The following is a 20,483-nucleotide window of genomic DNA, read 5'->3' as shown; positions in this document are numbered from 1 at the left end:
TCTTTGTTAGTTACTGATGGCAAAATTACTGAAAATACTAGGGAATTTCACCCTTATGTTGATTGAGATTTCACTAATCTTAATCATAGTTTTTGCATTTCTAATCAGAACCTCAAATTTTCAAACGTATTTAGCCCATAAAGGAGCAAAATATCTCTCAGAAAAACTAGACACAAAAGTTTCAATTGGTAAAGTGGATATCACCTTTTTGGATAGACTTTATTTCGATAAATTGTATGTGGAAGATCAACACAATGATACTTTAATTTATGTAGATGAATTTTTTGTAAACTTTAATCTTGCAGGAGCAATGTTATTGGATTTTCATCTTGATGAAGTAGGAGTGAAGGATGCCCGATTCGCTTTAAAGACCTATGAAGGTGAAGAAGATTTTAATTTACAATTTGTTTTGGATGCTTTTAAGTCTGACACTACAGCATCTGAATCTCCTGATTTTAATATTAATGCTTATAAAGTCAATATTGTAAATTCTCATTTTTCAATGGAAAATGAGAATGCCGAATTACTTCCTTATGGTGTAGATTTTAACAATATTAACGGTAGAAAAATAAACTTACAAGCAGAAAATGTAGTAATAACTCCTGAAAGCTATAGCGCTAAAATCAATTCCTTATCTCTGATTGAAAAAAGTGGATTTGAAATTCAACGATTATCAGCTGATGCACTTTTCAATACTAACGGATTAGATTTAAGAGAAACTATTATTCATACAAATAATTCAAATTTAGCAGTCGATAGTTTTCTTTTAAAAGCGAATGATTTGTCAGAATTTGCTGAATTTGTGGATTTGGTGCAAATGGAAAGTTTTTTCGACACCTCTTATGTTTCACTTAAAGACGTTTCATATTTTGCTCCACAATTGAAAGGTATGGATGATGTGGTCCTATTAACTGGTTCAACTAAAAATTCTGTTTCACAATTGGAAATGGATGGAATTTATCTTCAATATGGTACTGGGTCAAAATTAAAAGGAGATTTTTCTTTGCCTGATTTTATGAATATTTCTAACGCTGAAATAAATCAACACATCGGACTTATAGCTTTAAATATTTATGATCTAGAAAGTTTTAAGTTACCGGAAAGCGCCTCAATGGACCACATAAAATGGCCTGAATCCTTAAATGGTTTGAACTCTATTAGTGGAACGAATATAACTGCTCAAGGTTCGATTACTGATATTTATATTAGTATGGATGAACTATTTACCAATGTTGGTTCTTTAACCTTCAAGGATCAATTCAGAATTATATCAGATACTAACTTTGTAACCATGCGGATTATTCCTAAAAATGGTATTGAAGATCAAATAATAATTAAAGATTTTGATTTGAATCTATTATTGAAAAGCAATGATTATGGTAATTTAAATGGATATATTGGAATGAAGTCTGCTGTGATTAAAAACGGTGACTTTTCAGCGACTGATTTATCTGGAGTTTTAAATGAAACCACACTTTTTGGATATCCTTATGACTATATCACTTTAGACCGCTTATCATATAATATGATTACTAAATATGGAGTATCGCAGAATGAAGTTAAAGGAAATATTTATGTAAGGGATGAGAATTTTGATTTGACATTCAAAGGATTTGCTAGCCTAGGTAAAACTTTAGATATTAAGGCTCAAGTTAATTTAGAGTGTGCAATGCTTGAAGAAATTAATCCAGTTTTTGCTAAAAGAGGTGAGTTAAATACTAATGTTCAGTTTGATATCTCAGGAAAAGATTTTGATGATTTTAAAGGAAATTTATTAATTGATACCTTATTCTACCAAGAGGGAGAGGAGTCTTTTTCTACAACAAATTTCTATGCATTCATGGATAGATCAGCAAATAAAGATTCAATTTCTATAAAGTCTGATTTAGTTGATGCCGAGCTCTATGGAAAAGTAGATTATTCTAATGTGGTTGAAAATATTAGTTATCAAATCGCTCAAATTATTCCTCTATTTAGTCTTGATTCGGATACCGAAGTTGTTGATGAATTAACTTATTTCGATTATGATATTCAAATTAAGAAATTGAACGACTTATTGGATATTTTCTATCCAGCTGTTCAAATTGCAGATTTGGCAGAGATTGACGGCTATTATAATGGAAAAGATAATAACCTTGGATTAAATATTAATGCAGATTATATTTCTTATGACTCGATTAGAATAAAAAATATTAGAGCACTACAGGAAGTATCTAACCAAGAACTTTTGGCATTAATTGATATCGACACGATAACAATCAATGATTCTTTGGCTTTTAAAGACATTCACTTTACTGGTTTAGCTGCAGATGGAGAAATTGATTCGCAATTACTTTTTGAAGATCCAACCGACTCAAGGTCTAATGTAGAATGGTTAACAAATTTAAGAGAGGAAGGTGGCTTTATCATTGATATTTTACCTTCATATATCAATGTCAATGAACATTTATGGAATTTAAAGAAAATGGCCACAATTAGTTATGCTGATAGCTGTTTTGTGGTTGAAGGATTAAAATTAGAACACGAAAATCAATATATTTCGGCTCAGGGAAACCTTTCAAGTTCTATTTATGACAAATTATATGTTGATATAATGGACTTAAATTTAGATGAATTTGGAAATATTCTAGGACCAGATATTAGTTTGTCCGGAATTGCTAACCTAGCTGGGTACATTACCACACCGCTTACAAATCTTCAATTCTTTGGAGAAGCCATTGTTGAAGAGTTCTTCATCAATGATACCGAGGTTGGAAATGTGAGTTTTGGTGCCAATTATCAGGCGGATGAAGATAAAATTAAAATGTTCGGAGATATTTTCTATCGCAATGAACAAACATTCGCTTTTGACGGAAATTACCTATTGAAAGAAGATGAGAATATTGGTCGTCTAGATTTTGACATGATATTTAAGTCAACAGATATTAGTGCGGTAAATGAATTTATGGACCCAGATGTCATAAGTAATTTACAAGGAAAATTAAAAGGAAAATTGAAATTGACTGGTACATTCCAAGAGCCTCAACTACTCGGTACAATTGATTTCCATGACGGAATGGTAAACTTGGCAATCTTAGGTTCTGACATGTTTTTTAATGGTGAAATAGAATCGGTAAAAGATGGTTTCTATATTGACCTTATGCCCATTAAGGATGTTGAAGGAAACACAGGTTTTGTCACCGGATCTTTATTCCATAATAACTTTAAAGATTTTCTTTTTGAAATTATCGTGAATTTAGAAGAGCATCCAACTCTCCGTATGCCAAATGATCGTTCTAGGGCACTTCCCGTAGATCGTTTTAAAATTATGAATACTAAATATGATATAAATAGCGCTTATTATGGAGATGCCTACGTAACAGGAATTGCTAATATTTCTGGAACCTTAGATGATTTATCTATAATTGTAAATGCCAAAACACGCAGGGGAACCAAATTTGTACTTCCCATGTATGGTCCAACTACAATTGAAGAAGATGGATTTATCTCATTCAAAAAAGAAGGAAATGAAGAAGAGAACGAGAAAAAAGTTGATTTAACAGGAGTTAATTTACAACTGAATTTTGATGTTACAGAAGATGCAGAAGCTAAATTAATCTTTGATGAAAAAATTGGAGATGAGATTTCAGCGCGCGGTAATGGTAAGATAAGTCTAAGCGTTGATCAATTTAATGATTTGGCCATGGATGGTACTTATACTGTGGCAAGTGGGGTTTACAATTTTGCGTTGGGCCCTTATAAGCAAAATTTCAACATACAACCTGGAGGTTCTGTTCAATGGGCTGGAGACCCATTTGAAGCCATCTTAGACATTAATGCCTATTATAAAACAACAGCAAATTTATCCGTTGTTATGCCTAATGTTGTGGAAAATTCATCCTCTAATAATGAAGAAATTTATTCTTATTTAACTTTAAAGGGGAGTATGATGAGTCCTGAAATCTCATTTGACCTTGAAGCTCCTAGGGCAACGGAATCAGGAAAGGCCGTAATCAATAGAATTCGAAGTGATCCGGATGAGCTGAACAAACAGTTCTTTTCTATTTTGATTTCAAAATCTTTTATGCAACTTTCGGGTTCTGGTAGTGGAACAGGTGGAGGTGGTGGAGCGTTCTTGGATCTAGCTGCTACTCAAATTAACGCTCTGTTGGGGAAAATTTCTGAAGATTATATAATGAATGTGAATTTAGAAAATGATGAATATTCTGGCCAGTTTTCTGGTGAATTTGGTGTGTCTAAAGGGTTTTTAGATGATAGACTATTGATTTCAGGTTCATTTGGAGTGGGTACAATGTCTTCTACGTCAAGTGGAAACACAAATTATTCTAGTCAAAATACTTTAATAGGTGACGTGAAAGTTGAATATTTATTAAATGAACCAGGAACATTCAGAATGAACGTTTTCAACGAGTCAAATAACCATACTGTTCTTCAAAATGAAGGAAGAGGACAATTTACTCAGGGTGTAGGGGTTAGTTATAAAGAAGATTTTCATACTTTAGAGGACTTTAAGTTATTCCAGTTTTTTGCGAATATTTTTAGAAAAAGGGAAGACTGGGTAGATTTAAAGGATAGTAAAGACAAACGAGTTCCTATCCCAAAAGAATATATACAAGAAAAAGCAATAAAAAACGACGAATGAAGAAGGTATTAATTGCAAATCGAGGAGAAATTGCCAGAAGGGTAATCCGTACTTTAAAAAAAATGAACATCAAATCTGTAGCTGTCTATTCAGAAGCAGATAAAAATGCTCCTTTTGTCCATGAGGCTGATGAAGCAGTGCTTATTGGTCCAGCACCATCTGCTGAAAGTTATCTGGTACAAGATAAAATTATTCAGGTTGCGAAAGATCTGAAAGTTGATGGAATTCACCCTGGTTATGGTTTTTTATCGGAAAATGCAGATTTTGCACAACGATTGAAAAAAGAAGGTATTATTTTAATTGGTCCTTCTGCTGAAGCAATGCAGCTGATGGGAGATAAATTAAGTGCAAAACAAGCTGTAAAAGCTTATGATGTTCCTTTAGTTCCTGGAATCGATAAAGCGGTTGTTGATTTTGCTGAAGCGAAAGAAATAGCAATTGAAATCGGTTTCCCTGTGCTGATTAAAGCTTCTGCCGGTGGTGGAGGTAAAGGAATGCGTTTGGTGGAAAAAGCGGAAGACATGGAAGAACAAATGGGACTTGCACAATCTGAAGCGCGTTCATCTTTTGGAAACGATGCTGTGTTTGTTGAGAAATTTGTAACAAAACCGCGTCATATCGAAATTCAAATTTTCGCTGATAATCATGGGAATGTAATTCATTTACATGAACGTGAATGTTCTATTCAACGTCGTCACCAAAAAGTAATAGAGGAAGCACCAAGTGCTGTTTTAACTCCAGAATTAAGAAAAGAAATGGGTGAAGCTGCATGTGCAGTTGCCAAAGCTTGTGATTATTCTGGTGCTGGAACTGTCGAATTCTTATTGGATGGAGACCTAAAATTCTATTTCTTAGAAATGAATACACGTTTGCAAGTTGAGCATCCAGTTACAGAAGAAATTACGGGATTAGATTTAGTTGAAATGCAAATTCGTGTGGCCAACAATGAAGTTTTACCAATCAAACAAGAAGATGTAAAATTGAAAGGTCATGCAATGGAAGTGCGCGTTTATGCTGAAGATGCATTGAGTAATTTCATGCCAGACATTGGTACATTAAGACGATATAAAAAACCAGTCGCTGACTATATTAGAATTGATGATGCATTCGAAGAAGGGATGGAGATTCCAATTTATTATGATCCAATGATTGCAAAACTTGTTACTTGGGGAGAAAATAGAGAAGAGTCTATTGATAGAATGATTGAAGCTATAGATGGATACGAAATTTCAGGATTAAGAACAACGCTTGATTTTGGGAAATATGTGATGAAACACCCTGCTTTTAGAAGTGGTGAATTTGATACTAACTTTGTAAAACATTATTTCTCTGAGCCTTCTATTATGAATACAGCCCAAGAAGAAGAGAAGAGAGCTTTAGAAGCTTCACTCGACACAATTTGGAAGGATGTGATAGAAAGAAAAAACGAAGAAGTTACATCTGAACAGTTGTAATTATTTTCTAATATTTTTTATTAAGGCTTGCTCCTAGGAGTGAGCTTTTTTTTGTAATAAATTGAGCTAGTGTAATTCAATTCTTGGTTCATTCAGCATAGGCTTTTAACTAATTTGATGAATTCCATAAGCGTTTTATTATCACTAAGAGAAATACTTGTGTATTGTTAGGCGTAAATTTCTAGTTTTACTTATTTTGTATAGTTTCCATTAGAAACTGCAATTAAATAAAAAATCCCGTAACTTTCGCTACGGGATTATTAAATTTTATGGGTAAACCTTAGTTTACAATCTCATCATAATTTTCTTGCCATCTTTTGTCGTCTTCAAAATATGGAGCCCCAATATCCATTATTTCTTTAGCAGCGTCTACTTGTCTAACATCTACTAGAGCTTTTGCTGATTGATATAAGGCCAACATCATTAATTTCTTGTCAGCTTCAGACCAAGATTTGATATTCGCTTCTTGAACTAACTTATCAGCTTCAGCCCATTTAATTCTTGCAGTCGTAAGGTCATTGTTTCTACTTCTCAATGCTCCTTCTAAATACAATGCTGGTATATAGTCTCTACCGAATTTATATAATCGCATAGACCATCCGAAAGCCCGACGGTATTCTTCATTGCCAACTTCATTTTGAATGATTTCAAGTAATGAAAGTTTCATTTCATCAATGAATTCACTGTATTTACTTTGGATATCTCCTGATTTGTCATAACGTAACATTTTACCGATAGAGGTGAAGGCATCTTTGTAAGCATTTTTATATTGATCATCTCTTTCTGCTTCAAATGAGATTTTATACAAACCATAAGCCATGTAGTAATACGGTTCAGCATCTTTACTCGTTGAGCCTTTAACTGTGTATTTTTCGGCTTGTTTTATTAGTTTTTCCCAATCTGCATCAGCTTTAACAATAAGTAGATCCTCATAAGTTTCTTGTGAAAAAACACTTAATGTTAGAAATAACGTTGCAAATACTGTAATCAATTTTCTCATATCCATTTTATATTTTAATGATCTAAATTCAAGAACTGTGCCTAAATTCATAATTATCCTATTTAACACATTTCCCTAAGTGTCTAATAATACATATTTTTATAGACATAGTGAAAGAGTGAGACATATTATTATGTTTTTTTATCTTCCATTAAATATTGCCATTGAGTTAAGTTAGGAGAATGGTCCACAATAACTTTAATGACAGCTAGGATTGGAACAGTTAGAATCATACCAACTAATCCAGAAATTGCTCCAAAGACTACTAAACTTAAGATAATCATAAGTGGATTTATATTTACATTGTTCCCCATTATTTTTGGAGTAATTACATTTCCTTCTAAAAATTGTACAAATGCAAATACTGCAACCACACCAAATATATACCATGCAGAATCTTTGGTTAAAACCGCAATGATTATTGGAATTGAAGCACTGATGATTACACCAATATAGGGTAGAGGAGTAAGTAATGCTGTCAAAATACCTAAGAATAATGCGTATTTAATTCCTAAGAAAAGGAGGCCTATATAGGTTAATGTACCAACAACAAGCATTACAATCAACATTCCTTTGATATATTGATATAAATTGTGTTTAACATCATCAATTACTTCATCACTGTCTTTATTTCCGCTACTTTTTCGCTGATACTCCTTAATAAATCTGTAAACATTATTTCTATATAATAACATGAAAAATATATATACTGGGCATGTAACCAGGAACATTAACATATTAGATAACCCTTTGTATCCTCCTTCTAACATCGAAATTAAACCTCCTTTAATAGCAGATAGATATTCTTGTAAAGATTCAGTCTTAATGGAAATCATATCGCTAATTTTTGATGCTGAAAAGTCGTCAGGATCAATCTTTAAAAAATTCTCATTTTCATTCATTAATTTTGGCAATTCTACTACAATAGACTGACTTTGAAAAACAAGAATGAAAATAATTCCAGAAGTTAAAATAAGCATTACTAGCACTGTTAACAGAACGGATACAGATTTGTTAATACCGATTCTGTCGAAAAACTTAACAATTGGCAATAAAATTAATGAGGCAATACCAGAAAAAATAATTGGCATTAATACATTCGTGAAAAAATAAAGTGCAAGCACGATAAACGTTACGATAAAAAGACTTTTTGCTACTCTATCTACATTAAATTTTTTAGTCATAAGAAAGTTATAAAATTAATCTAGTTATTGGTGATTCAATTCCCCATGAAATTGAATATGTAAATATCTAAATAAATTACTTAGCACTTTCTATTAATAAATTTAAAATTTTAATAGCAGAGGAAGAAATTTTTGTTCCTGGCCCAAACACACCGAAAACACCAGCATTGTACAAGTAATCGTAATCCTGTTGAGGAATTACACCTCCTGCAACAACCATGATATCTCCTCTTCCCAAACGTTCTAATTCTGCAATCACCAATGGCACAAGTGTCTTATGACCAGCTGCTAAGGATGAAACTCCTAAAACGTGAACGTCATTCTCTACTGCTTGTTTGGCCGCTTCTTGAGGTGTTTGGAATAATGGACCTATATCTACATCAAAACCAATGTCTGCAAATGAAGTAGAAATTACTTTAGCTCCTCGATCATGGCCATCCTGACCCATTTTTGCAACCATAATTCTAGGCCTTCTTCCTTCGAGCTTGGAAAATTCTTCTGCCTTTTCTTTAGCTGTATTGAAATCATTATCTTTCATAGACTCACTTGAATAAACACCACTAATTGAACGAATTGTAGCTTGATATCTTCCAAAAGACTTTTCTAATGAAGAAGATATTTCACCTAAACTAGCTCTCTCTCGAGCACAATCAACAGCAGCTTCTAGAATATTACCCTTTCCTGACTCGGCAATTTTTTCTAAATTCCTCAAAGTCGCTTGAACTTTCTCATCGTCTCTGTTTTTACGCAGTTCGTTGAGTCTTTCAATTTGGGATAAACGAACTTTCGTATTGTCTACCTCTAAAATATCCATTTCCTCTTCCTTGTCAAGTTGGTACTTGTTGACACCAACTAAAACATCTTTTCCTGAATCTAAACGTGCTTGTTTTCGAGCCGCAGCTTCTTCAATTCTCATTTTTGGAACACCTGTTTCAATGGCTTTTGCCATTCCGCCTAGTCCTTCAACTTCTTCAATTAATTCCCAAGCTTTTTCAACGAGTTCGTCTGTTAATTTCTCAACATAATAACTTCCTCCCCAAGGATCAATAAAGTCGGTAATTCCTGTTTCAGTTTGAAGATAAATTTGTGTATTTCTGGCTATTCTTGCAGAGAAATCTGTTGGTAACGCAATTGCTTCGTCTAAAGCGTTTGTATGTAAAGATTGTGTTCCTCCAAAAACAGCTGCCATTGCTTCAATACAAGTTCTTCCAACATTATTGAAAGGATCTTGTTCCGTTAAACTCCAACCAGAAGTTTGACAATGGGTTCTCAAGGCTAATGATTTATCACTTTTAGGATTGAATTGTTTTACAATTTTTGACCACAGCAATCTTCCAGCCCGCATTTTTGCAATCTCCATGAATTGATTCATACCAATTCCCCAAAAGAAACTCAAGCGAGGTGCGAATTCATCTATTTTTAGGCTGGCATTTATTCCAGCTCGCAAATACTCTAAACCATCTGCTAGGGTATAGGCAAGCTCAATAGATGCTGTCGCTCCGGCTTCCTGCATGTGATAACCCGAAATTGAAATCGAGTTGAATTTTGGCATGTTTTGAGATGTATATTCAAAAATATCCGATATTATCTTCATTGAAGGAAGTGGAGGATAGATGTACGTATTTCTAACCATGAATTCCTTCAGAATATCGTTTTGTATTGTTCCTGAGAGTAGGCTTTTATCTACACCTTGTTCTTCTGCAGCGACAATGTAGAAAGCCATTATTGGAATTACCGCACCGTTCATAGTCATTGAAACTGACATTTTATCCAATGGAATTTCATCAAACAAAAGTTTCATATCCATGATAGAATCTATAGCTACACCTGCTTTTCCGACATCACCTTCAACACGTTCGTGATCAGAATCATAACCTCTATGTGTCGCTAAATCAAAGGCAACTGAAAGTCCTTTTTGACCTGCTTTTAGATTTCGTCTATAAAAAGCATTCGATTCTTCAGCTGTTGAAAATCCTGCATATTGACGAATTGTCCACGGGCGTGCAGTGTACATTGTAGTGTACGGACCTCTTAGATAAGGAGGGATTCCAGATACAAAGTGTCGTTGTTTTAATGCAGAAATGTCCTTGAATTGATAAAATGATTTCAAATCAATCTTTTCCGCTGTGTCATGAGTTTTAACTGCTTCATGAGTTTCAGATGCTTTGGCCTCCAATGGAGAAACATTACTAAAATCTATTTTCTTCATAATCCAACTTCAATTTTACTTTCCTTTTCTAATATAATCGGTGCCCCAAATGGTGTTTCTACAACAATTTTCCAAGAAGATTTACTTGGATTGTCATTAAAGTATTTGTTTATACCGATGTGTGTATCGTTTTTGTTTTCAGTATTTTGAATTCTTAATTTTGCTATTCTTTGAATGTCTGACTTTAAGAATTCTAATCCTTCACTTTCTAACTTTTGAAATGTTTTCCAAGCTTTATCTTTAATGGAACTCATTAATTGATCTAAAATATAAGCTCCTCCAGCAGGATCTATTACTTTATCCAAATACGATTCTTCTTTCAATAAAAGTGCAATGTTTAAAGCTAAACGTTGTTCTCTTTCAATATTTTCATCTGTCGACCAAGTATTGTATGGACGAATAGTGAGTTCATCTATACCTCCCAAAACCGCAGAAAGAGCTTCAGTTGTTTGTCGTAATAAATTGTTGTGAGGGTCTTTTAGAGATTTGTTTAAAAATCCAGTCTCTGCTTCAACATAAGGAATTGTAGAGCAACTGTGTTCAGGGTTGTAAGATTTTACAATAGAATACCACAAAGCACGAAAGGCTTTGAATTTATTCACTTCAAAGAAGAAATTACTTCCTAAACCTAATTTAAACTTAATTTGAGCAGCTGCATCATCTACTGATAATCCACTATCCATTAATTCAAATAAAAGTTCATGGCCTTTGTGTAACGCGTAACCAATTTCTTGATGAATATTACCTCCAGCGTATTGAACATCAATTCCTTTTACAATATTATTTCGTAAGCTGGATATGTGTACAAATTCTTCATTACTAGTGTTTATGATAGATCCGTTTAAACCTTTAGTTGATGATAATGTATTCAACCAATCGTGTTGCTCTTTCGTAGAGTAATAAAAATTAGCAACAATATGTTCGAAACCAATTTGGTTTGCAATCATTTCACATTCATTCGTGTCAAATTGTGCTAAATCAATGGTTAATCCTGTGGCGCCATTCATCAATTGCTTTAATGCAAAAGCGTTCATGTTTTTAGGAGAATCATTTGGAACATACACATTGTTGATCCAATCGTTGTTTTTTATTTGTCCTCCTCTAGAGAAATCTGATTGCCCTGGAATCCCATGATTATCATTTTTATCATTTGCTAGGCCATAAAAAGCATAGTCTATTTCTTCAATTGGATGAAACCTATGAAGTGCATCTTCAACATTTTTTCCTTTTAAATCAGTTTTGACTTTTTCAAGCCATTCCTCCTCGGTAGATGTTGAGAAATTGTTATAAAAATCGGTCATATTTGACGTTTTGGTATTTTTATCAAAAATAGAAATTTTTTAGGTTTAGGAGTGATACTCACTATTGATTAATGATAAAAGTTAGCAATTATTGAAATCTTTAAAGTGTTTATTCTTAAGATTTCCTTAGCTTTAAGTATTAAAACTCATGATATGAATGCAAAAATTTTAGTATTTAGTGTATTTACATTGTTGTTAAGTTGCAATTCTGAAAATATAGAATCGAATCATATCAATCCTGAAACAGCTGATTCTAATATAAAGAATAGCGAAGTTGGTGGTGATTTAGAATTCAAAGAGGATATAAATTTAAGCGATGAAAATTATGACATGAGTTATTTCTCAGGTCAAGCAGAAATTGCAACTTACACACTTAAAAAGGCGAGGTATCAGGATATTCATCCCGGAGAAGCTGTTTTAGTGTTTGTTTCTGAACCATTTTTAAGCGAAAAGCAAGTGAAGGCAGATCGCCCTAATTCCGATAATAGCGTGAAAGTCTTAAAAATGAATAGGATAGATAGGTTTTCAACTGGAGTTTATGACTATTCTCAGTTCACGTCTGTTTTCACTCCTTATCAAAAATACGATGCTAAGTATCCTATAAAAATTACGATGGGAAGTCAAGATTGGTGTGGTCAATCATTTTACCAAGTCAACAACAGGAATGGATTTGAATTCAATCAAAAATCATATTTTGAATCGGAAGGTGATACAATATTCAATTTAGATTATGTTTTAACTGAAGATAATATGCTAAACCTTATACGGATTTCTAAGGATTTATTGCCCATTGGTGAATTTGAAATCTTACCTAGTATATCTTATTTAAGGTCATCTCATATAGAAGTAAAAAGTTATTTAGCCAATGGTTCTATTTCTTCAGGAGAAAATGGTTTTATTTATGAATACACTATTCCAGAAATAAAAAGGTCTGTTAAGATTCATGTTTCTAATGATAATCAAAACAGAATAATGAAATGGGAGGAAACTTATCCAACTGTTTTTGACGGGACGTTACGAAAATCTATTTATGAAATGAAAGGAGTGGAAGTAATGCCTTATTGGAGGATGAACAACAAAGAAGATTCATATTTAAGAAAGGAATTAAAGTTGTTGAATTGATTGAACTGCGGTATTGTTCTTTCAATTTTTAGGTTTCATTTTGATTTTAATGAAACTTTTTCAATTAAAGTTTGGTATTCCAATTTTAGTTCTCTATCTTAGTAAAATCGAGAAATCTCGGTGTTTTTTTAATAATTTAGATAAATAAATATTATGGGTAGACCGCCAACAAGACCAGCGAAGCTAAAAGATGGTTTTTATATAGAAGTAAGAAACGAAGGTTCAAAAGCAAACGGTATTAAAATTAGACGTGATACTAAAGAAGAAATGCAAATGGCTATCGAAGATTACAACAGAATTAAAGATGTTACTGTTTTAGGTGAGTTGAAAAATGACAAATGGGTTAATAAAAAGGACTCTAAAGCAGCAAAAAAGAAATAATATCCATTCAAGGATTAAAAAAAGGTTTTCCGTAATTGGAAAGCCTTTTTTTATGGGCAAAGGTTTCATGATGAATTTGTTTTTTGAATTAAAATTGTAAAATGAGTTTCTCCGTACTGTTCATGCTAATCCTCATAATACTTATGTGTTATGGTATGCCTTTTCTTCTTATTAGGAAAAATAGGAATGTAGTAGGCTTGATTTGGATTGGCTACCTTTGTTATATTCTTTTTACAGTTGGTTATATTTTGCTACAGGAACATTTTGATTCGGATCATTTAGACAATGACCTCTATAGTTCTATTGGTTTATCACTATTTATCAGCTTCCCAATTGTGCCAATTGTTACTATAGTTGTATCTCTTCTTTTTGCGTATTTTTCAATACACAAAGAAGTGTAGTTTTAATCAATAGGCTAATTTTAGAATGAAATGTTGAAATTTATTATGTATTGTATTTTAGTTTTGTTCTTAATTGTTGGTTGTAAACCCAGTAAAGTGATATACAATGATTTTGAAATAACAACAGAACGAAAAAATAGAATTACGGTAATTGGAAAAGCTGAAAATGCAAAAGGTGGAGCGATTATCGAAACAGAGCAAGATTCAATTTATTATGTAGGAAAACTAAAGGATTGGAATCAAAAACTTTTGGGTCAAATGATAAAGATTTCTGGTAGATTAGTGGTGATTACAACCAATAATTTGGATGAAACTAGAATTGTCCCTTTTATTAATGTTAAACCTGTAATTAAAAGACCTATTTACAGAATTGTAAAATAGTTTTTTGTTTATGTAATAATGGCATTCGCTTTTAAATGGTTCGAAGGGAGTATAGTTATTTTATTGAAAGTAGTGCTTCTTAAACAGGTTTGAAATTTGGTGCTCATTGCAAAAATCAAGATAACTCCTATCTTTAACCCATGAAAAATAAATCATTTTTACCGTGGATTGTCCTTTTTTTAGTGTGCTTGTCAAGTATTCCTGTAATTCTTCATTTCAAAGGTTTCACAAGCGCTAGAATTATTGGAGTAATTGTGGTTATTTCTGTTGTCGCAGCTTTGTGGTTCTGGAAAATCAATTCTCGTAAAAAATCACCTAGAAATAATAAAGTCTCATTATCGGTTAACGATAAACATTGGATGATTGAAAATATTTCTTTCTACAAAAAATTGAGTAAACAAGACAAAGTCATTTTTGAAGATAGAGTAGGGATTTTTATTGCTGATGTAACGATTACCGAGATAGGAAAAGAAAAACCTGAAAAGGAAACATGTATTTATGTTGGGGCAAGTGCAGTTATCGCTTTTTGGGGATTGCCTTACTATAACTATGGAGATTTGAGAGAAGTCTTGATTTATCCTACCAACTTCGATATGGACAATTCTCTAAATAAGAGAGGAATAGTTAATGGAAAAGTTCATCATGGTGGATTAATGAACAACACAATGATATTGTCTTTGCCAGCTTTAGAAAGAGGCTTTCAAATTGATAACGATAAGCACAATGTTGGGGTACATGAATTTGCTCATCTATTGGATAAATCAGATGGGGATATTGATGGTATTCCTGAATACCTAGGTGAAGAAGACAAGAAATTATGGGTGCGTTTAATGAAAGAAGCGATGGATAAAATTAATGCCAATGAATCTACTATTCCTGACTATGGTGGAACTTCTGAAGCAGAATTCTTTGCTGTAATTACTACCTATTATAAAGAATGTCCTGGCTTATTAAAGAGGAAAAATAGACCCTTATTTGAGTTTTTGGATGAATATTATAATCAAGATAATTAATTTGGAATTACGAATTATCAATTAAACATTACAAGCATGCGCAGCCTTTAAGGCAATATGGAGAAGTACACAATTGTCCAGTATCAATTATTCCTAAACTAAATAAGCTTTTTTCTCACCATCTAAAGTCACCTCAATTCGATCTTGAAGAGTAGTAGAAAGGGTAAGGCCTACATAATCACATCGGATAGGGAAATTTCTATGTTTTCTGTCAACCAGGGCAACTGTTTTGACTCTTTTTGTTGGTCTTTCGAGTAATTTCATCAGTGCATATTGCATTGTTCGACCAGAGTTAATCACATCGTCTATTAATATTATGGCTTGATTATCAAATTTTTCCATGGACATGCTAGTTGTTATATCATGTTCAAGTGGCTTTTTCTTATCAATAGTTAATTCACAAACTTCAATTTTTTGCTGACCAATATCTTCTAATCTTTTACCTAGTTCTTTAGCGATTTCGAATCCATTACCTTTGATTCCAACAAGATATAAATTTTCAGCATCAAAGTTGTTTTCAACTATTTCATAAGCTATTCTATCCAACTTTTGATTAATTTTTTTTTCGTCGAGCACCAATGTTTTCATCATTTCCATTTTTATCTATTTCTAATCCAATTTTGAAATTCTCGAGCATTCCTATTATGTTGAGCCAGTGATTTCGCAAAATTATGTAGGCCATTTCCTCTTGGCTTGGCGCACATGTAAAAGTAATCATTGTTTTCTGCGTTTAAGACGGCATCCACGACCGCTGCAGGAGGAATAAATATTGGTCCCGGAGGAAGGCCAGGATAAATATATGTGTTGTAAGGACAATCTCGAGCTCTGTGTTCGTAGGTTAATCTTTCAACACCTTTTAATTCATCACCCCAACAGAATTTAAAAGTTGGATCAGATTGTAATAACCATCCATTGCGTACTCTGTTTAAATACAACCCAGCAATTGTTTTCCATTCTTCTGGATATTTATCCTGTTCTCTATATATAATTGAAGCTAATGTTACTGCATCAGATTGACTAGTTAGACCAACTTGTTTTAATTTTGTCATGCGATCTGCTGTCCAAAAAGTTTTAAATTCGCTGGCCATTTTTTCAATAAATTGCACATGATCAGTGTCCCAATAAAAACGGTATGTATTTGGCAGGAAAAGGGCTCCTATTTTAGCTTCATTGAATCCATATTTTTTAAGAATTTCATCTGATAAAATATAGTCAACGAATGTGGCGCTGTCCATTTCAATTTGTTTAGAAACTTTACTTGCTATGTCTCTGATGTGCAAGCAGTTATTAAAAGTTACTTCAACTTCAACTTCTTTGTTTCCATTGTCTAAACTGTTCTGAGTAAACCCATTAATTAATGTTTTGTACTCAGTGTTTGGGGCAATTATATATTTACCTGCTCCAATTTTCTTATTTCCGAATTCTTTATAGTCTAGAACTGCCTGAAAAGCGTCTACATCATCAATAATTTTATGTTGAATTAAAAGCATTTTTAGCGCTTCAATTCCAGTTCCCGTTGGAATGTAAAATTCAGTATTATTTTGATTTAAAGTTTCCTTTTTACCACCAAAATAAGCGGATATCGAAGTACACGAATGTAGCATCAATAGAAATGCTAAAATACATAAGTAGTTCATTAGTTTGAATCCCTTATTCATCATTAAATAAATTTTTGGTAAAAATAAGCATCAATTGCTTTGTTTTTGAAAATATACCAGTTTTTTCTTGTACCCGTTTTCTGGAATCCACATTTTTCAAAAAGCGCAATACTCGAGGTATTATCTGCTTGAATATCACAGAAAAGTTGACTCATTCCCATACGTTGTGCAGCAAACTTAGAAATTATGTCCAGTGCCTCATATGCAAATCCTTGATTTCGATTCTCTTTACTGGCAATTAGGATTCCAACTCCGCTGCGTTGATTTTTGAAATCAATCTTAAATAAATCAATTGTTCCAATAGATAAATCGTTTTCATTTAAACATATAATCAATCGCAATTGCCGATTTTCACGAACATGACTTGCGTTTTTTACATAATGTTGGAGTTGATGTAATGAAAAAGGTGCTTCAGACTCGCTATATCTCCAGTTTTCTGTGTCATTTTCCCAAAGCAACAACAAGTTTACATCATCTTCTTCCAGTTGTCGAAGATATATTTTATTTCCTTTCAGCATTATCCTTCAAATATAAGATTTTCGGCAACATTTCTATCAGAATCCTTTATTCTTAGAATAATTTTAGGTTTCAGAAAAAATGAGGTTAACGATTTGTTCTTTTTTAAGGATAAGAATTTAGATTGTAATCAATCCGTCATAAACCTTTTCCGCTGGTCCAATAAGGTAAATATGGTCGAACGAATCATCATTGCGTTCGGCCTTCACAAACAATTCACCACCTTTAACGAAAATCTTGACATCTACATCGTCATAGTCCAAAACCAAGGCGAAAGCTAAGCCTACAGCAGTTGCTCCGGTTCCACAAGAATAAGTTTCATCTTCAACTCCTCGTTCATAGGTCAACATTTCTAATTCATTGTCTGCTAGTACTTCAACAAGATTTACATTGATGCCTTCAGCATTGTATTTTTTGGAATAACGAATATTTCTACCATACTCAACAATATTTTCATTGTCAACATCTTGCACAAATTTAACGTAATGTGGACTTCCTGTATTAATTATGTATGCTGTGTCATCTTTTGAGAAAGTTGGAACATCATTCATTTTTAATGAAATTAAATCTCCCTCTATGGTTGCTGAATGCTCACCATCAATAGCTTCAAAAGAAGTTTTTGTTTTAAATAACCCTAAGGATTTCGAAAATTGAACTGCACATCGAGCACCATTTCCACAAAAGCTCTGAGATCCATCAGAATTATAGTAGGTCATTTTAAAATCTAGGGAGGGGTGCTTAGATATAAGGATTACTCCATCAGCTCCGATTCCAAATCTTCTGTCACAAAGCGCTTGAATTTGTTCATTTTCTAACTTAAAATTATTGGAAGACGTGCAATCAACCATAATGAAATCATTTCCTGTCCCTTGATATTTTGTAAACCTAATTGTCATCTTAATTTCAGTGTCTTAAATTGTTTCGTTTTTCGCAGAACCAAGCTCATTGATTCAGCGTTCAATAAAATCTGTTCTTCATTTTTGTCAATTTGTAAAGTGATAACTTCATTTGGATTAAATCCAAATAATTTAAGTCTATTTCTTGTTAATTCATAACCTGTTAAATTTAGCGGACTCTGCCAAAACTCTACAATGATATCTTTAGAAAATGAGCTGCTTTTCAAATTCAAAATTTCAGAAACATCCGTTGAATCATTAGGAATAGAAGTTAAGGAAATCGTTCTTTGAGAAATCATCTCTTCCATAATAATGATTTCTTCGCTACCATCTTCTTCAGTAGAAAGGAATTCTTTATTTTCTTCATCAGTAATTAAACTGTCTGAAAGATAAACCGTATCTGAAATAAATACAGAGTCAACACGAGAGGGAACATCAATGTATTTCTTGATTTTTATCGTGTCACGAACTATCTTTTTCTTGATTTTTTCAACGTAAACAGTTTCAGGGTCTTTTTGATCTAATTCGCTGTTATGTAAAGTGGAATTTAGAAGGTAACCTATTCCAACACCCGCAAGTAAAAGTATTAAATATAAGAGTATTTTTTTCATTAATTTTTAATGGTCTAAAGCTTCACAAAAGTACATAAAAAGAATGAATAATGTGCTTAACATCATTTAACATGACAACATGCATAAAAAATAAGTTTTGGAGTTATTATTGACGTAGAAAAAATGATTAATAAAATAATAAATATGAAAAAGAATATAAAATCTATTGGTTTAGGAGTCCTTGGAGGACTATTGCCTTTGGGCGTGTTTTTTATGTTGAATACATCAGAACTGAACGATAATTTTGATGCAAATGGCTATTCAAATAATAATTTAGGCGCTCCAGTATCTAATGTTAATTTTGTTTCATCTGAATTGGATGGAAAATTGGATTTTACAAAAGCAAGTGAAGAAAGTGTACATTCTGTCGTTCACGTTAAAACTAAAGTTGTCCAATCTTATGTGCAAAGAGATCCTTTCTTGGAATTCTTTTATGGACCAGGTTCTGGTCGAGAACGAAAACAATATGGTAGTGGTTCTGGTTCTGGTGTAATTGTATCTCAAGATGGATATATCGTCACCAATAATCACGTAATTCAAAACGCTAGTGAAATTCAAGTGACGTTAAATAACAACACAACTTATGATGCAGAGGTTGTAGGAACAGATCCATCAACGGATATTGCAGTTCTAAAAATTAACAAAACTGGTTTGCGAGCTATACCAATTGCCAATAGCGATGATGTTAAAGTAGGGCAGTGGGTATTGGCTGTAGGAAATCCATTTAATTTGAACTCAACGGTAACGGCTGGAATTGTATCTGCAAAAGCAAGAAACATCAATATTATAGGAAGTCAAAATAAGGAGATTATGCCAATTGAATCATTCATTCAAACGGATGCGGCGGTAAATCCTGGGAATTCAGGTGGTGCTTTGGTGAATACTCAAGGTCAATTGATAGGGATAAATACGGCAATTGCTTCTCAAACGGGTAACTACGCAGGTTATTCATTTGCTGTTCCTTCAAGATTAGTTGCAAAAATTATGAGTGATTTAATTGATTTTGGAATGGTTCAACGTGGATTCTTAGGAGTCCAAATTCAAGAAGTAACACAAGAATTAATTGATGCTAAAAACCTTTCTGATTCCCAAGGACTATATGTAGCTGGAGTAAATGCTGATTCTGGAGCAGAAAAAGCAAAAGTTAAGGAAGGAGACGTTATATTAAAGGTAGGAAGTAAACCAATTAACTCAGTGGCAGAATTACAAGAAGAGATTGGAAGAAGAAGACCTGGTGATATTGTTACTTTAACATTAAGAAGAGATGGTGATGTAATCACGAAAGATGTGCTATTAAAAAACATAGATGGAAATACCGATTTGACTTCTAAGGAAGATGTTGAAAAATATTCTGCTTTAGGCGCATCATTTGCAGAGTTAACAAACTCTGAGAAAAAAGAATTGAATATTTCAAATGGAGTTAAAATATCATCTATTTCATCTGGGAAGTTAAGATCGATAGGTTTATCTAAGGGAATAATTATTACAAAAATCAACAATGTTGAAGTCACAAGTGTTGAGCAGTTAACAGAGTTTCTGAAACGCAAAGATCAAAAAGGAGTCTTATTAGAAATAATGACTGAAAGTGGTAAAAAAGATTATGTTGGATTCGGATTGTAAGAATTCAATAATTATTCGTACATTAACGCTCTTGAACAAGTTTGTTTGAGGGCGTTTCTATTTGAAGGAATTCAATTACTAACATATTTAAAAT

The 20,483-nt window shown here is 32.8% G+C and carries 16 protein-coding genes; 7 read left to right on the top strand and 9 right to left on the bottom strand.

Going from position 1 to position 20,483, the window contains the following annotated elements; all coding sequences use genetic code 11:
• The first annotated feature begins 16 nt into the window (after positions 1–16).
• Together C6368_RS01995 and C6368_RS01990 are read left to right on the top strand one after the other, a co-directional pair.
• Positions 17–4,642, top strand: a complete 4,626-nt coding sequence (locus tag C6368_RS01995; RefSeq protein ID WP_107037507.1) for a translocation/assembly module TamB domain-containing protein — start codon at positions 17–19, stop codon at positions 4,640–4,642.
• Entirely contained in the window at positions 4,639–6,096 is a 1,458-nt protein-coding gene (locus C6368_RS01990; protein ID WP_107037506.1) for an acetyl-CoA carboxylase biotin carboxylase subunit, read from the top strand. Before C6368_RS01995 ends, C6368_RS01990 begins: the two co-directional genes overlap by 4 nt.
• A gap of 280 nt (positions 6,097–6,376) precedes the next feature.
• Here C6368_RS01990 and C6368_RS01985 read toward each other — a convergent pair whose 3' ends face one another.
• The 4 genes from C6368_RS01985 to C6368_RS01970 form a co-directional block, all read right to left on the bottom strand.
• Positions 6,377–7,147 (bottom strand): hypothetical protein, encoded by a 771-nt coding sequence (locus C6368_RS01985; protein ID WP_107037505.1) that lies wholly within the window; start codon positions 7,145–7,147, stop codon positions 6,377–6,379.
• 80 nt (positions 7,148–7,227) lie between these two features.
• Positions 7,228–8,280, bottom strand: a complete 1,053-nt coding sequence (locus tag C6368_RS01980) for an AI-2E family transporter (protein WP_107037504.1) — start codon at positions 8,278–8,280, stop codon at positions 7,228–7,230.
• 76 nt (positions 8,281–8,356) lie between these two features.
• Complete coding sequence (gene scpA, locus C6368_RS01975; RefSeq protein ID WP_107037503.1) at positions 8,357–10,489, bottom strand: methylmalonyl-CoA mutase; 2,133 nt, start codon at positions 10,487–10,489, stop codon at positions 8,357–8,359.
• The gene (locus C6368_RS01970; RefSeq protein ID WP_107037502.1) at positions 10,486–11,790 is read right to left on the bottom strand and encodes a methylmalonyl-CoA mutase family protein; all 1,305 of its coding nucleotides are present in this window, start codon (positions 11,788–11,790) and stop codon (positions 10,486–10,488) included. The genes scpA and C6368_RS01970 overlap by 4 nt, the downstream gene beginning before the upstream one ends.
• Positions 11,791–11,943: 153 nt before the next feature.
• Between C6368_RS01970 and C6368_RS01965 the strand changes: the two genes are divergently transcribed.
• The 4 genes from C6368_RS01965 to C6368_RS01945 all read left to right on the top strand — a co-directional run bounded on the left by C6368_RS01965 (position 11,944) and on the right by C6368_RS01945 (position 15,088).
• Positions 11,944–12,912 carry a septum formation inhibitor Maf gene (locus C6368_RS01965; RefSeq protein ID WP_159038380.1) on the top strand — a complete coding sequence of 323 codons (969 nt, stop codon included), beginning with the start codon at positions 11,944–11,946 and terminating at the stop codon, positions 12,910–12,912.
• Between the two features lie 153 nt (positions 12,913–13,065).
• Positions 13,066–13,293, top strand: coding sequence for a hypothetical protein (locus tag C6368_RS01960; protein ID WP_107037500.1), 228 nt, complete (start codon positions 13,066–13,068; stop codon positions 13,291–13,293).
• A 431-nt stretch (positions 13,294–13,724) separates the two neighbouring features.
• The gene (locus tag C6368_RS01950; protein ID WP_107037498.1) at positions 13,725–14,075 is read left to right on the top strand and encodes a hypothetical protein; all 351 of its coding nucleotides are present in this window, start codon (positions 13,725–13,727) and stop codon (positions 14,073–14,075) included.
• A gap of 140 nt (positions 14,076–14,215) precedes the next feature.
• Positions 14,216–15,088, top strand: a complete 873-nt coding sequence (locus C6368_RS01945; protein WP_107037497.1) for a M90 family metallopeptidase — start codon at positions 14,216–14,218, stop codon at positions 15,086–15,088.
• A gap of 93 nt (positions 15,089–15,181) precedes the next feature.
• On the opposite strand, the gene C6368_RS01940 is transcribed toward C6368_RS01945, so the two are convergent.
• The 5 genes from C6368_RS01940 to C6368_RS01920 form a co-directional block, all read right to left on the bottom strand.
• On the bottom strand, positions 15,182–15,679 hold the full coding sequence (locus tag C6368_RS01940) for a phosphoribosyltransferase family protein (RefSeq protein ID WP_159038378.1): 498 nt from the start codon (positions 15,677–15,679) through the stop codon (positions 15,182–15,184).
• An 8-nt stretch (positions 15,680–15,687) separates the two neighbouring features.
• Complete coding sequence (gene mltG, locus C6368_RS01935) at positions 15,688–16,749, bottom strand: endolytic transglycosylase MltG (RefSeq protein ID WP_107037495.1); 1,062 nt, start codon at positions 16,747–16,749, stop codon at positions 15,688–15,690.
• Positions 16,749–17,264, bottom strand: coding sequence for a GNAT family N-acetyltransferase (locus tag C6368_RS01930; RefSeq protein ID WP_107037494.1), 516 nt, complete (start codon positions 17,262–17,264; stop codon positions 16,749–16,751). The genes mltG and C6368_RS01930 overlap by 1 nt, the downstream gene beginning before the upstream one ends.
• Positions 17,265–17,381: 117 nt before the next feature.
• Positions 17,382–18,158 carry a diaminopimelate epimerase gene (gene dapF, locus C6368_RS01925; protein ID WP_107037493.1) on the bottom strand — a complete coding sequence of 259 codons (777 nt, stop codon included), beginning with the start codon at positions 18,156–18,158 and terminating at the stop codon, positions 17,382–17,384.
• On the bottom strand, positions 18,155–18,769 hold the full coding sequence (locus C6368_RS01920) for a hypothetical protein (RefSeq protein ID WP_107037492.1): 615 nt from the start codon (positions 18,767–18,769) through the stop codon (positions 18,155–18,157). Before C6368_RS01920 ends, dapF begins: the two co-directional genes overlap by 4 nt.
• A gap of 144 nt (positions 18,770–18,913) precedes the next feature.
• On the opposite strand from C6368_RS01920, the gene C6368_RS01915 reads away from it, so the two are divergent.
• A complete protein-coding gene (locus C6368_RS01915; RefSeq protein ID WP_107037745.1) occupies positions 18,914–20,389 on the top strand; it encodes a Do family serine endopeptidase in 1,476 nt (491 codons plus the stop codon).
• Positions 20,390–20,483: the final 94 nt, after the last annotated feature.

This window comes from Brumimicrobium mesophilum (assembly GCF_003025005.1).
Lineage (GTDB): Bacteria > Bacteroidota > Bacteroidia > Flavobacteriales_D > Crocinitomicaceae > Brumimicrobium > Brumimicrobium mesophilum.
The sequence above is the reverse complement of the archived record's forward strand: the minus strand, read 5'-3'. Positions and strand labels throughout refer to the sequence as shown.

Coding starts and splice junctions, on each gene's coding strand:
- C6368_RS01995 (WP_107037507.1), top strand. CDS start 17: ATGGCAAAATTACTGAAAATACTAGGGAATTTCACCCTTATGTTGATT.
- C6368_RS01990 (WP_107037506.1), top strand. CDS start 4,639: ATGAAGAAGGTATTAATTGCAAATCGAGGAGAAATTGCCAGAAGGGTA.
- C6368_RS01985 (WP_107037505.1), bottom strand. CDS start 7,147: ATGAATTTAGGCACAGTTCTTGAATTTAGATCATTAAAATATAAAATG.
- C6368_RS01980 (WP_107037504.1), bottom strand. CDS start 8,280: ATGACTAAAAAATTTAATGTAGATAGAGTAGCAAAAAGTCTTTTTATC.
- scpA (WP_107037503.1), bottom strand. CDS start 10,489: ATGAAGAAAATAGATTTTAGTAATGTTTCTCCATTGGAGGCCAAAGCA.
- C6368_RS01970 (WP_107037502.1), bottom strand. CDS start 11,790: ATGACCGATTTTTATAACAATTTCTCAACATCTACCGAGGAGGAATGG.
- C6368_RS01965 (WP_159038380.1), top strand. CDS start 11,944: ATGAATGCAAAAATTTTAGTATTTAGTGTATTTACATTGTTGTTAAGT.
- C6368_RS01960 (WP_107037500.1), top strand. CDS start 13,066: ATGGGTAGACCGCCAACAAGACCAGCGAAGCTAAAAGATGGTTTTTAT.
- C6368_RS01950 (WP_107037498.1), top strand. CDS start 13,725: ATGTTGAAATTTATTATGTATTGTATTTTAGTTTTGTTCTTAATTGTT.
- C6368_RS01945 (WP_107037497.1), top strand. CDS start 14,216: ATGAAAAATAAATCATTTTTACCGTGGATTGTCCTTTTTTTAGTGTGC.
- C6368_RS01940 (WP_159038378.1), bottom strand. CDS start 15,679: ATGATGAAAACATTGGTGCTCGACGAAAAAAAAATTAATCAAAAGTTG.
- mltG (WP_107037495.1), bottom strand. CDS start 16,749: ATGATGAATAAGGGATTCAAACTAATGAACTACTTATGTATTTTAGCA.
- C6368_RS01930 (WP_107037494.1), bottom strand. CDS start 17,264: ATGCTGAAAGGAAATAAAATATATCTTCGACAACTGGAAGAAGATGAT.
- dapF (WP_107037493.1), bottom strand. CDS start 18,158: ATGACAATTAGGTTTACAAAATATCAAGGGACAGGAAATGATTTCATT.
- C6368_RS01920 (WP_107037492.1), bottom strand. CDS start 18,769: ATGAAAAAAATACTCTTATATTTAATACTTTTACTTGCGGGTGTTGGA.
- C6368_RS01915 (WP_107037745.1), top strand. CDS start 18,914: ATGAAAAAGAATATAAAATCTATTGGTTTAGGAGTCCTTGGAGGACTA.